The following is a 12,615-nucleotide window of genomic DNA, read 5'->3' on the forward strand; positions in this document are numbered from 1 at the left end:
CATGGCACTTTTGATTACGAATGACTGTATCAATTGTGATATGTGCTTACCGGAATGCCCCAATACAGCTATTTTTGAAGGCAACAAAGTTTATGAAATTGATCCACTTCGTTGTACAGAATGTGTAGGCTTTTATGATGCACCCACATGTAAGGCGGTTTGCCCTATCGATTGCATAAAACCAGACCCTGCACATATTGAAAATAAAGAGCAACTGCTAGAGAAATTTAAGGATTTAAATATACTCGGCGAATCTATCTCTTAAAAAGTCTATCGAGGATCAGGCTAAGGTTTCTGATCCTCTTAAATGACTATACAGATCAATGATTAAATAAATGAATAAATAGCTTAAGCCACTTTGCTAATGATAAAATCAAATGATCAGTTCAGTTTGTTTTACTGGTATTTTTGTACCCCAAAAATTGCACAATCGTTAAAACTGGTCTAACCATTTCAACATTTCATATAGATTGATTAAAACTCTTTCTGGCGTAGCTCCCCATGTCTTATCTTTATTTAGCAATTGCGATTGCTTGTGAAGTCATTGCAACTTCAGCCTTAAAAGCATCTCAAGGTTTTACTGTTCCCATTCCGTCCATCGTTACGGTGGTGGGCTATGCAATTGCTTTTTATTTATTATCCCTGACGCTAAAAACAATTCCGATCGGGATTGCATATGCCATTTGGTCGGGTGCGGGTATTATTTTAATTTCTGCAATTGGCTGGATATTTTACAAACAGCATTTAGACTTGGCGGCCTGTATTGGTCTTACTTTAATGATTGCAGGTATTATCATTATTAATGTGTTTTCTAAAAATACTCATCTATAAAATATAATTTAAAAGCAACCGAGTAAGATGCGAATTCTTTTATAAAATTTCACCTTACTCGGTAGGAACAACTTATTTCAAACTGCCCGTCAAAAATTGCTTTAAACGCTCACTTTTCGGGTTATTGAGTACTTCATTAGGATGGCCCTGCTCCTCAATTTTTCCTTGATGCAAAAAAATCACTTGATTAGATACATGACGCGCGAAGCCCATTTCATGTGTCACCACAATCATAGTACGTCCTTCTTCAGCCAAGCCCTGCATTACTTTTAGTACTTCACCCACCAGCTCTGGATCAAGCGCGCTGGTTGGTTCGTCAAACAACATAACTTCTGGTTCCATAGCCAAAGCACGAGCAATCGCTACACGTTGCTGCTGACCACCAGATAAAAATGCCGGATGTTTACTTTCAACACTTTCAGGTAGCCCAACTTTACGCAGATATTTCCTTGCACGCTCTTCAGCTTCAGCACGTTTTACCCCAAGTACGTGAATCGGCCCTTCAATGACATTTTCCAGCACTGTCATGTGAGACCACAAATTAAAATGCTGAAATACCATCATGAGCTGCGTACGCATTTTTTGTAGTTGCTTTGGTTCAACTACTTTTAAATTGCCTTTTTTATCAAAGACTGTGCGTAGTTTTTCACCATTGAGCTTAATCGTGCCATTGCTCGGTTGTTCCAAAAAGTTAATGCAGCGGAGTAAAGTACTTTTACCTGAACCCGATGAACCAATAATACTAATCACATCACCGGCATTTGCATCAAGTGATATTCCTTTAAGCACTTCATGATCGCCGAATTTCTTATGTAAATCGCGAATCACTAGTTTTGCAACTTGTTCCATTTATGTCTCCTAATGATTCGATGGCTTTAAAAATGCCAACCAACGTTTTTCAAGCTTACGAAATAGCCCAATCAAAATAAAAGCCAGCATTGCATACAACACCGCGGCAATTCCAAAAGCATTGAAAGTGTCATAGGTTGCCGCATTCACATCACGCGCAATTTTTAAAATGTCAGGAACAGTTGCTGTAAATGCAATGGTTGTCGCGTGCAACATTAAAATGACTTCATTGCCGTAAAACGGTAAAGCACGGCGTAACATCGATGGAATGATAATGCGAGTGTAGAGTTTCCATTTTGACATACCGAAAGCTTGTGCAGCTTCAATCTCGCCATGGGGAATAGAATGAATCGCCCCAGCGAAGATTTCAGTTGTATATGCACCAGTATTGAGCGCGAATGCCAAAATGGTGCAATTTATGCCCTCTCGAAAAAAAGCATCAAGAGTCTGGTGTTCATGGATATAATCAAAGCTGTAAATACCTGAGTAAATAATCAGCAATTGAATGTAAAGTGGAGTGCCACGAAAAACATAGGTATATAACCAAACTGGGCCACGCAACCAAAGATTTTCTGATACTCGTGCAAGTGATAAAGGCACAGCAAGCACAAATCCAATACCAATAGAAAGCACCAATAACCAAGCAGTCATCGCTACGCCAGTCATTTGCAAACCATCGGTCCAAAGGTATGCCTGCCAATATTGTTGAAGGATTTCAATCATAATTGCCCCTTCCTCACACCAGCAGAATAACGACGTTCAAGCCACATTAAGATCAGGTTCGACACGGTGGTAATCGCTAAATAAATGGCAGCAGCCACGATGCTGAAAAAGAACAACTGCATGGTACTTCTACCCGCATCTTGTGTAATTTTTACAATGTCAGTCAGGCCAATAATAGAAACTAGTGCGGTCGCCTTAATCAAAACTTGCCAGTTATTACCAATACCAGGCAAAGCGAAACGCATCATTTGAGGGAATAATACACGGTGAAAAACCTGCCACGGAGTCATTCCATAGGCCATTGCTGCTTCAATTTGGCCTTTAGGAACCGATTGAAATGCACCACGAAAGGTCTCGGTAAAATATGCACCATAAATGAACGCTAAAGTAATCACACCCGCCACAAATGGGTTGATATCAATTTGGTCCATTTGCAGTGCTTCAGTAATTTGGTTGAGACCCAACTGCAAGCTATAAAATAACAGCAGCATAATGACCAAATCAGGCACACTTCGAATGAGCGTGGTGTAAGCTGTCGCTATATAACGTAAAATTTTAATGCCAGAGAGTTTTGAGCTCGCACCAATTAAGCCAATAATCACAGAAAGTAAAAGTGATAACAACGCAAGCTGTATGGTCATCCATGTCCCGCTGAGCAGGAGTGGCCCAAAGCCAGAAAAAAACATGACTCATCTTCTCCTTAAAAACAATATCTAATATTGATGAGATGAGAATAGATCTAAAAATGTCGGCTTTAAGCCGACATTTTTCACATCATTAGTAAATGCTAAAGGAGAAATATTTTTTCTCGAGTTTTTTGTATGTACCATCTGCAATGATTGCAGCGAGTGCTTTATTAATATTGGCTTTTAAATCCGCATCTTCTTTGCGTAAACCAATAGCTGCGCCTACACCTAGTGTTTTTGCATCAACCACATTACCACCAGCAAAACTGAAGTTTTTACCTTTTGGTTGTTTTAAGAAAGCTCCGTCAACCATAATTGCATCTTGTAAAGTTGCATCCAAGCGACCTGACATCATGTCTTGATAAATCAAATCTTGGACTGGATAAGGTACAACCGTTACACCTTTTGGCGCCCAATAGGTTTTAGCATAAGTTTCTTGAATTGTGCCCTGCTGTACACCGACACGTTTACCTTTCAAAGAGGCAGCGGTAGGCAATAACGGCGAGCCTTTTTTTGCAACCATACGGGTTGGTGTATTGTAGATTTTGCTACTAAATGCAATTTGTTTTGCACGCTCATCAGTGACTGTCATTGATGAAAGAATGCCATCAAATTTTTTCGCTTTAAGTGCTGGAATCATCCCATCAAAAGAGTTTTCAACCCAAACACATTTGGCTTTGAGTTTTGCACAAATCGCATTACCCAAATCAACATCAAAACCAGTTAACTTGCCATCTGGTGTTTTATATTCAAACGGCGCATAAGACGACTCAGTACCAAAACGAATCACCTTCCAATCCTTTGCTTGAACATTCGTTGCAACAGCAGCCAAAACTAAGGTTGTTGAAACGAACATTTTTTTCATAAAGCTTGCCATCTTGAAGCTTCTCCTTAAAATCCTAATAAGGTGATAAAAACTTGAGCAATTTCTAAATTACTCTTCTGCCGAAATAATTGCAATTTCTATACCAGTAAATTAAGGATTTATGAAGGTGTTCTAACAATGGATTGTATTAACTGTTTAAATGTTGAAAAATCACTCAAATTTTAAATTAGTTTTTAAGTGTATAAGCTTCCGCCATATTTTCATTTTCAACCAATGTCCGAATGGTGTATTCATGGTTATGTTCTTTAGCACTGGCAAATTCACATTTTTGATCCAATGACATTGAACAACCACTCAATAGAGGACAACCTGCAAATAATTCAGCCACCCAATCTACGAAGACTCGAACTTTAGGTGATAAATGACGATTTTGTAGGTAAACGACTGATATTGGCATAGGTGCAGGCAACCATTCAGTCAGTACTTCCCTAAGCGCTCCAGATTCCAAATGTTTGGCTACCATGTAATATGGGCATTGAATTAAGCCAAAACCTTGCACTGCCAAATCAATATATGAATCGCTATCATTGACAGAAACACGCCCTTTCACACCAACGCTATGAATCTCACCGTTCACCATGAAATCCCAGTCGATATTGCGTCCTGTACGGCTATTAAAGTAATGCACGACCTGATGTTTTTGTAAATCCTCAATGGTTTTAGGTTCCCCATGCTCCATCAAATAACGTGGTGCAGCTACAGTCACACACTGAATTGTTCCGATACGACGTGCAACCAAACTTGAATCTTTCAATTGACCAATACGAATGACACAGTCCACCGCATCTTGAACTAAATCGACCGGACGATCACTCATTCCTATGACCAAATCAATGTCAGGATATTTGGCATGAAAATCACAAAGCATCGGAATCAGAATCAGCCGCCCGATTGAAGCTTTAACATCAATGCGCAGTCTTCCTCGTGGTCCACGCTCCGAATCATGAAAAGTTGATTCTACATCTTCGACATCAGCTAAAATTCGCGAAGTACGCTCATAATAAACCGCTCCATCCGGTGTCAAACTAAGTTTACGGGTTGTTCGGTTAAGCAATCGAACCTGTAAATGTTTCTCTAAACCCTGAATGGTTGTCGTCACTGAAGCACGCGGTAGGCCTAAGCTGTCAGCCGCTAAACTGAAACTATTTGTTTCGACAACTTTGTTAAATACTTTCATGGCATGAAATAGATCCACACGCACACTCCTATCAATCAATGCATTTTTTAATCAAACACATCAATTGTTATAAAAATACGAATAGTGTTATCGAATTTAATATATTTATTCGTGATTGACAAACTTTTATGCTCCGTCCATCCCATAAACCCTGTTTCTCCCATACGGACCAAAACTAAAAGTCTGAAAACAGGTATCCAAATAACTAGGAGCACCTCATGTCATTTTCCCGCAAACAGTTCGCACTGTCTGCCATCTTTGTTGCCCTCTTAGCAACAGGAGGCAGTTTTATGTTTTTACATGAAAATGCCGATGCAAAAGCTGCACCGACCTCTGCCCAACAAGCTGCAACTGTTGATATTTCTAATGTCATCAGCAAAACCATTACTGACTGGCAAGAATACTCCGGTCGTTTAGAAGCCATTGATCAAGTCGATATTCGACCCCAAGTTTCCGGCAAACTCATTGCCGTTCACTTCAAAGATGGCAGTCTCGTAAAAAAAGGCGACTTACTTTTTACCATTGATCCACGGCCTTTCGAGGCAGAACTGAATCGTGCCCAAGCTCAACTCGCTTCAGCTGAAGCACAAGTCACTTATACGGGTTCTAATCTTTCTCGTATTCAACGTTTAATTCAAAGTAATGCTGTCTCACGTCAAGAGCTAGATTTAGCTCAAAATGATGCACGCTCAGCCAGTGCCAACCTACAAGCAGCTAGAGCAGCAGTTCAATCTGCCCGCTTAAATCTAGAGTACACCCGTATTACTGCGCCTGTCAGCGGTCGAATTTCCCGTGCCGAGGTGACCGTCGGCAATGTAGTTTCTGCAGGTAACGGAGCACAGGTTTTAACAAGTTTAGTATCTGTATCTCGCCTTTATGCATCTTTCGATGTTGATGAACAAACCTACCTGAAATACATCAGTAACCAGCGTAATTCTGCACAAGTTCCTGTTTATATGGGACTTGCCAACGAAACTGGTTTCTCTCGTGAAGGTACCATCAACTCAATTGACAATAACCTAGATGCAACCTCAGGCACGATTCGTGTTCGTGCGACTTTTGATAATCCAAACGGAGTTTTATTACCGGGCCTATATGCACGAATCCGTTTAGGCGGTGGTCAACCTCGTTCAGCAATTCTGATTAGCCCAACCGCAGTTGGGGTCGATCAAGATAAACGCTTTGTCGTAGTAGTTGATGCTAAAAATCAGACAGCCTACCGTGAAGTAAAACTCGGTGCGCAACAAGATGGTTTGCAAATCGTGAATAGCGGATTACAAGCGGGTGATCGTATTGTAGTGAACGGTTTACAACGGATTCGTCCGGGTGACCCTGTGACCCCACACCTCGTTCCTATGCCAAATGCACAAATCACTGCTAGCAGTACTACCTCTCAACCTCAGCCAACAGATAAAACATCAACTCCGGCAAAAGGTTAATCAAATATGAATATTTCTAAATTTTTTATTGATCGGCCGATCTTTGCTGGTGTGTTATCAGTACTGATTTTACTCGCCGGTCTGCTTTCGGTATTCCAGTTACCGATTTCTGAATACCCAGAAGTTGTTCCGCCATCTGTGGTGGTACGTGCTCAATATCCGGGTGCAAACCCAAAAGTGATTGCTGAAACCGTTGCCTCTCCGCTTGAAGAATCAATCAACGGCGTTGAAGACATGCTGTACATGCAATCTCAAGCAAACAGCGACGGTAACCTAACCATTACGGTGAACTTTAAACTAGGTATTGACCCAGACAAAGCGCAACAACTGGTTCAAAACCGTGTGTCTCAGGCCATGCCTCGTTTACCTGAAGACGTACAGCGTTTAGGTGTTACTACCTTAAAAAGCTCACCGACTTTAACCATGGTAGTGCATCTGACCTCACCAGATAGTCGCTATGACATGACCTACTTACGTAACTATGCGGTACTCAACGTGAAAGACCGTTTAGCGCGTTTACAAGGAGTTGGTGAAGTCGGATTATTTGGTTCTGGTGACTACGCGATGCGCGTATGGCTCGACCCGCAAAAAGTAGCACAGCGTAACCTCACCGCGACCGAAATTGTGAATGCAATCCGTGAACAAAATATTCAGGTTGCAGCGGGTACAATCGGTGCATCACCAAGTAATTCACCTTTACAGCTTTCAGTCAATGCTCAAGGCCGCTTAACGACTGAACAAGAATTCGCAGATATCATTTTAAAAACTGCACCAGATGGTGCGGTTACCCGATTGGGTGATGTTGCTCGTGTTGAACTCGCAGCTTCACAATACGGCTTACGTTCATTACTCGACAACAAACAAGCAGTCGCGATTCCAATTTTCCAAGCACCGGGTGCTAATGCTTTACAAGTTTCCGATCAAGTGCGTAGCACGATGAAGGAGCTTTCAAAAGATTTCCCATCTTCAATTAAATACGACATTGTGTACGACCCGACTCAGTTCGTACGTGCCAGTATTAAAGCGGTTGTTCATACTTTACTTGAAGCGATTGCACTGGTTGTTGTGGTTGTTATTTTATTCTTACAAACATGGCGTGCCTCAATCATTCCATTGCTTGCTGTACCAGTTTCAATTATTGGTACATTCGCGCTCATGCTCGCTTTTGGTTACTCAATCAATGCGCTATCACTGTTCGGGATGGTACTTGCCATCGGCATTGTGGTCGATGACGCGATTGTCGTCGTCGAAAACGTCGAGAGGAATATTGAAGCAGGCTTAAGCCCAAGAGATGCAACTTATCGCGCGATGCGAGAAGTGAGCGGACCGATTATTGCCATTGCCTTAACGCTCGTTGCCGTGTTCGTACCTCTTGCCTTTATGACAGGCTTAACGGGACAATTTTATAAACAATTTGCCATGACCATTGCCATTTCAACGGTCATTTCGGCATTTAACTCCCTTACCCTATCTCCTGCTTTGGCAGCCATGTTACTAAAAGGACATGATGCTAAACCTGATGCATTAACACGCATTATGAACCGTCTATTTGGACGTTTCTTTGCGCTGTTTAACCGTGTATTTACACGTGCGTCAGACAACTATGGTAAAGGTGTAAGTCGTGTCATTTCCCATAAAGCATCAGCAATGGGTGTCTATGCAGCACTGTTAGGCTTAACCGTTGGGATTTCTTATATTGTTCCGGGTGGCTTCGTGCCCGCTCAAGACAAGCAATACTTGATTAGCTTTGCTCAACTACCAAATGGCGCTTCATTAGATCGTACTGAAGCGGTGATTCGTAAAATGAGTGACACTGCACTTAAACAGCCTGGTGTAGAAAGTGCCGTTGCCTTCCCTGGCCTCTCAATTAATGGTTTCACTAATAGCTCTAGCGCAGGTATTGTCTTTGTGACTTTAAAGCCATTCGACGAACGTAAGGCTAAAGACTTATCTGCCAATGCAATTGCTGGTGCTCTTAACCAGAAATATTCAGCTATTCAAGATGCATATATTGCAGTTTTCCCACCACCACCAGTGATGGGTTTAGGGACCATGGGCGGCTTTAAACTACAACTTGAAGACCGAGGTGCCTTAGGCTATTCAGCCTTGAATGATGCTGCACAAAACTTTATGAAAGCAGCACAATCAGCCCCTGAACTTGGTCCAATGTTCTCAAGTTATCAAATTAACGTACCTCAACTAAATGTAGATCTGGACCGTGTGAAAGCCAAGCAACAAGGTGTTGCCGTGACAGATGTTTTCAACACCATGCAGATTTATTTAGGCTCTCAGTACGTTAACGACTTTAACCGCTTTGGACGTGTTTATCAGGTTAGAGCACAAGCAGATGCTCCTTTCCGTGCTAACCCTGAAGATATTTTGCAGCTTAAAACCCGAAACAGTGCGGGACAAATGGTGCCGTTATCTTCATTGGTAAATGTAACTCAAACCTATGGTCCTGAAATGGTCGTTCGTTATAACGGCTATACCTCAGCAGATATTAACGGTGGCCCTGCCCCAGGTTATTCATCTAGCCAAGCTGAAGCTGCGGTTGAACGTATTGCTGCTCAAACTCTACCACGTGGTATCAAGTTTGAATGGACAGATTTAACTTACCAAAAAATCTTGGCTGGTAATGCAGGACTCTGGGTATTCCCAATTAGCGTATTACTTGTGTTCTTGGTTTTAGCTGCTCAATATGAAAGTCTAACTTTGCCTTTAGCAGTCATTTTAATTGTACCGATGGGAATCTTGGCGGCTCTAACAGGTGTTTGGCTAACAGGCGGAGATAACAACATCTTTACCCAAATTGGTCTGATGGTGCTTGTCGGGCTGGCTTGTAAAAATGCCATCTTAATTGTTGAGTTTGCACGGGAACTCGAAATGCAAGGTGCGACTGCATTCAAAGCGGCAGTTGAAGCAAGTCGTCTACGTTTACGCCCAATTTTAATGACTTCTATTGCATTCATTATGGGTGTCGTACCACTGGTTACTTCAACTGGTGCAGGTTCTGAAATGCGTCATGCGATGGGTATTGCAGTGTTCTTCGGCATGATCGGTGTAACGCTGTTTGGTTTGTTCCTAACCCCTGCCTTTTATGTCCTGATTCGCACATTGAACAGCAAACATAAATTGCATTCGGCAGCAGTTCATGAAGCACCTTTATCTACCCCACATGATCATTAAGGAGGACATTTAATGGCTACAGCAAAACAAAGCTTATTATTGTCCTCACTCATGGGAAGCCTGCTTGCAGGCTGCTCTTTGGCACCGGAATATCAACCTGCAAAGGTCATAGTTCCCGTCAAATTTAAAGAGTCTGACCCTAAACTTGAAGACAATAACTGGAAGATTGCCCAACCTGCCGATCAGCAGGTTCGAGGTGAATGGTGGCGTGTTTTTAATGATGCTCAATTGAATGAGCTCGAACAACAAGCCATTTCTGGAAACCAGAGCCTTAAAGCGGCAGCGGCTAATATTCAAGCTTCACGTGCGTTACGTTCAGCAGCACAAGCTGAACGCTTGCCAAGTATTGGTGCTGGCTTTGGACCGACTCGTCAAAAACCTTCTCCCGCTTCATTGGGTCTAGATGACAATGCTCATACGTCTGCACAGACCTTATGGCGTGCTCAAGCCAATGTTTCATATGAGCTCGATTTATTTGGCCGTATTGCCAGTAGTGTCAATGCAGCAACAGCTGATGTACAGCAACAAGAAGCTCTATATCAATCGGCGCTTTTAGCCTTACAAGCAGATGTTGCCCAAGGCTACTTTCTCATTCGTCAGCTTGATGCTGAACAAGCAATTTATAATCGCACTATTAAACTGCTTGGCGAGACACGCGACTTAGCTCAAACACGTTTTAGAAATGGTTTAGTCAGTGAATTAGATGTTTCTCGCGCACAGACCGAACTTGCTACAGCACAAACCAATGCATTAAATATTGCTCGTAACAGAGCCAATGCAGAGCATGCTCTTGCAGTATTATTAGGCAAAACACCTGCTGAGTTTAGCTTGGCAGTTCAACCTTTAACTGCAAACAGCATTCGTCTGCCAGCAGGTTTACCTTCGGCTTTACTTGAAAGACGACCTGACATTGCGGCTGCCGAGCATGCTATGGCAGCAGATAATGCGCGTATTGGAATTGCACGTGCTGCTTTCTTCCCAAAACTGGACCTAACAGGTGCACTCGGTTATGAATCATCAAGTTTAGGTGAGTTGGGTAAATGGTCGAGCCGTACATTCTTACTTGGTCCAGTGGCAGGTACTATTTTATCTTTGCCATTATTTGACGGTGGACAACGTAAGGCTGGAGTTGCTCAAGCACGAGCTGCCTATGAAGAAAGCGTGGCAAACTATCGCCAAACTGTGTTGAATGCATTTCGCGAAGTTGAAAATGGTTTATCAGATCAAAGAATACTTGATCAGCAAATTCAAGCTCAAAATCAAGCACTCTCCTCTTCTCGTCATGCAAATCAACTGTCTCATTTACGTTATCGAGAAGGTGCTATTAGCTATCTTGATGTGATTGATTCGGATCGGACTATTTTGCAACAAGAACAACTTTCTGCACAGCTTAACGGCACTAGAATGATGGCTAGTGTAAATTTAATCCGTGCATTAGGTGGTGGCTGGCATAATGCCGAGTCATCGGTAAAATCTAAAAGTTAATTCTTATCTAATTAACTTGATAAAAAAAGCGCCATACGGCGCTTTTTTTATATTTACAACTTATTGTGCGTATACAGGGAATTTTGCACAAACAGTTTCAACTTTCGCTTTTACGTCAGCAATAACTTTTTCGTCACCTTTGCTGTCAATCACGTCAGCGATCCAACCAGCAAGTTCACGAACTTCAGCTTCACCGAAACCACGAGTTGTTACTGCTGGAGTACCGATACGGATACCAGAAGTCACGAATGGAGAACGTGGGTCATTTGGAACTGAGTTTTTGTTCACAGTAATGTGAGCAGCACCTAACCAAGCATCTGCATCTTTACCAGTTACATCTTGCTTGATTAAAGATAACAAGAACAAGTGGTTGTCTGTACCGCCAGAAACAACATCATAACCACGAGCGATGAATACTTCAGCCATAGCTTGAGCATTTTTCACAACTTGTTGTTGGTAAGCTTTGAAGTCATCAGACATAGCTTCTTTGAAGCAGATTGCTTTAGCAGCAATCGCATGCATTAATGGACCACCTTGGTTACCAGGGAATACAGCTGATTGAAGTTTTTTCTCAATTTCTTCATTCGCTTTCGCAAGGATTAAACCAGAACGTGGACCACGAAGTGTTTTGTGAGTCGTCGTTGTTGTTACGTCAGCAATTTGAACTGGGTTTGGATATACACCAGCAGCAACAAGACCTGCAACGTGAGCCATATCGACGAAAAGGTAAGCGCCAACTTTGTCCGCGATGTCACGGAAACGTTTCCAATCTACAACACGGCTATAAGCAGAGAAACCAGCAACGATCATACGTGGCTTGTGCTCTAACGCTAAACGTTCAACTTCTTCGTAATCGATCTCGCCAGTTTCAGCGTTTAGCCCGTATTGAACTGCATTATAAGTTTTACCAGAGAAGCTTACTTTTGCACCGTGAGTCAAGTGACCACCGTGAGCTAAGCTCATACCTAAAACTGTATCGCCCGGGTTAAGAAGCGCTAAATAAACAGCAGAGTTAGCTTGTGAACCAGCGTGTGGTTGAACGTTTGCGTAATCTGCACCAAAAAGTTCTTTAGCACGATCAATCGCCATTTGCTCAATGATATCCACATACTCGCAACCGCCATAATAGCGTTTGCCTGGATAACCTTCTGCATATTTGTTCGTAAGTTTTGATCCTTGCGCTTCCATCACAGCAGGAGAGCAATAGTTTTCAGATGCAATTAACTCGATATGTGCTTCTTGACGCTCACCTTCAGAAGCAATTGCTTGAGCTAATTCTGGATCAAATTCAGAAATGGAAATATTGGCAAACATTAGCGGGGGTCCTATAAATTAGGGCTTTTAAGCCGTGCT

At 42.2% G+C, this 12,615-nt stretch carries 11 protein-coding genes; 5 read left to right on the top strand and 6 right to left on the bottom strand.

Annotated elements, in window-relative coordinates:
- Window position 1: 1 nt before the first annotated feature.
- Window positions 2-265 carry a YfhL family 4Fe-4S dicluster ferredoxin gene (locus ACTJJG_RS02740; protein ID WP_002118193.1) on the top strand — a complete coding sequence of 88 codons (264 nt, stop codon included), beginning with the start codon at window positions 2-4 and terminating at the stop codon, window positions 263-265.
- Window positions 266-501: 236 nt separating this feature from the next.
- A complete protein-coding gene (abeS, locus tag ACTJJG_RS02745; RefSeq protein ID WP_004700493.1) occupies window positions 502-831 on the top strand; it encodes a multidrug efflux SMR transporter AbeS in 330 nt (109 codons plus the stop codon).
- 72 nt (window positions 832-903) lie between these two features.
- Here abeS and ACTJJG_RS02750 read toward each other — a convergent pair whose 3' ends face one another.
- The 5 genes from ACTJJG_RS02750 to ACTJJG_RS02770 form a co-directional block, all read right to left on the bottom strand.
- Entirely contained in the window at window positions 904-1,680 is a 777-nt protein-coding gene (locus ACTJJG_RS02750; RefSeq protein ID WP_032055447.1) for an ABC transporter ATP-binding protein, read from the bottom strand.
- A gap of 9 nt (window positions 1,681-1,689) precedes the next feature.
- Window positions 1,690-2,403: an ABC transporter permease gene (locus ACTJJG_RS02755; protein ID WP_032055446.1), complete on the bottom strand. Its 714-nt coding sequence runs from the start codon at window positions 2,401-2,403 to the stop codon at window positions 1,690-1,692.
- Entirely contained in the window at window positions 2,400-3,089 is a 690-nt protein-coding gene (locus tag ACTJJG_RS02760) for an ABC transporter permease (protein WP_032055444.1), read from the bottom strand. Before ACTJJG_RS02760 ends, ACTJJG_RS02755 begins: the two co-directional genes overlap by 4 nt.
- 91 nt (window positions 3,090-3,180) lie before the next feature.
- On the bottom strand, window positions 3,181-3,966 hold the full coding sequence (locus tag ACTJJG_RS02765) for an ABC transporter substrate-binding protein (RefSeq protein ID WP_014207231.1): 786 nt from the start codon (window positions 3,964-3,966) through the stop codon (window positions 3,181-3,183).
- 175 nt (window positions 3,967-4,141) lie between these two features.
- On the bottom strand, window positions 4,142-5,170 hold the full coding sequence (locus ACTJJG_RS02770) for a LysR family transcriptional regulator (RefSeq protein ID WP_032062827.1): 1,029 nt from the start codon (window positions 5,168-5,170) through the stop codon (window positions 4,142-4,144).
- Window positions 5,171-5,370: 200 nt separating this feature from the next.
- On the opposite strand from ACTJJG_RS02770, the gene adeF reads away from it, so the two are divergent.
- From adeF to ACTJJG_RS02785, 3 genes are read left to right on the top strand one after another with little or no spacing between them, the layout of a single operon-like run.
- A complete protein-coding gene (adeF, locus tag ACTJJG_RS02775) occupies window positions 5,371-6,591 on the top strand; it encodes a multidrug efflux RND transporter periplasmic adaptor subunit AdeF (protein ID WP_032055441.1) in 1,221 nt (406 codons plus the stop codon).
- Window positions 6,592-6,597: 6 nt separating this feature from the next.
- Window positions 6,598-9,777, top strand: a complete 3,180-nt coding sequence (gene adeG / locus ACTJJG_RS02780) for a multidrug efflux RND transporter permease subunit AdeG (protein ID WP_032062826.1) — start codon at window positions 6,598-6,600, stop codon at window positions 9,775-9,777.
- 12 nt (window positions 9,778-9,789) lie between these two features.
- Window positions 9,790-11,262, top strand: coding sequence for an efflux transporter outer membrane subunit (locus ACTJJG_RS02785; protein WP_032055438.1), 1,473 nt, complete (start codon window positions 9,790-9,792; stop codon window positions 11,260-11,262).
- A 60-nt stretch (window positions 11,263-11,322) separates the two neighbouring features.
- On the opposite strand, the gene glyA is transcribed toward ACTJJG_RS02785, so the two are convergent.
- Window positions 11,323-12,576, bottom strand: a complete 1,254-nt coding sequence (gene glyA, locus ACTJJG_RS02790) for a serine hydroxymethyltransferase (RefSeq protein ID WP_372552673.1) — start codon at window positions 12,574-12,576, stop codon at window positions 11,323-11,325.
- Between the last annotated feature and the right edge of the window lie 39 nt (window positions 12,577-12,615).

This window comes from Acinetobacter sp. 22512, from assembly GCF_052044755.1.
Lineage (GTDB): Bacteria > Pseudomonadota > Gammaproteobacteria > Pseudomonadales > Moraxellaceae > Acinetobacter > Acinetobacter pittii.

What these genes read in the sequence shown, in the direction of transcription:
- ACTJJG_RS02740 (WP_002118193.1), top strand. Translation starts at nt 2, where the DNA reads ATGGCACTTTTGATTACGAATGACTGTATCAATTGTGATATGTGCTTA.
- abeS (WP_004700493.1), top strand. Translation starts at nt 502, where the DNA reads ATGTCTTATCTTTATTTAGCAATTGCGATTGCTTGTGAAGTCATTGCA.
- ACTJJG_RS02750 (WP_032055447.1), bottom strand. Translation starts at nt 1,680, where the DNA reads ATGGAACAAGTTGCAAAACTAGTGATTCGCGATTTACATAAGAAATTC.
- ACTJJG_RS02755 (WP_032055446.1), bottom strand. Translation starts at nt 2,403, where the DNA reads ATGATTGAAATCCTTCAACAATATTGGCAGGCATACCTTTGGACCGAT.
- ACTJJG_RS02760 (WP_032055444.1), bottom strand. Translation starts at nt 3,089, where the DNA reads ATGTTTTTTTCTGGCTTTGGGCCACTCCTGCTCAGCGGGACATGGATG.
- ACTJJG_RS02765 (WP_014207231.1), bottom strand. Translation starts at nt 3,966, where the DNA reads ATGGCAAGCTTTATGAAAAAAATGTTCGTTTCAACAACCTTAGTTTTG.
- adeF (WP_032055441.1), top strand. Translation starts at nt 5,371, where the DNA reads ATGTCATTTTCCCGCAAACAGTTCGCACTGTCTGCCATCTTTGTTGCC.
- adeG (WP_032062826.1), top strand. Translation starts at nt 6,598, where the DNA reads ATGAATATTTCTAAATTTTTTATTGATCGGCCGATCTTTGCTGGTGTG.
- ACTJJG_RS02785 (WP_032055438.1), top strand. Translation starts at nt 9,790, where the DNA reads ATGGCTACAGCAAAACAAAGCTTATTATTGTCCTCACTCATGGGAAGC.
- glyA (WP_372552673.1), bottom strand. Translation starts at nt 12,576, where the DNA reads ATGTTTGCCAATATTTCCATTTCTGAATTTGATCCAGAATTAGCTCAA.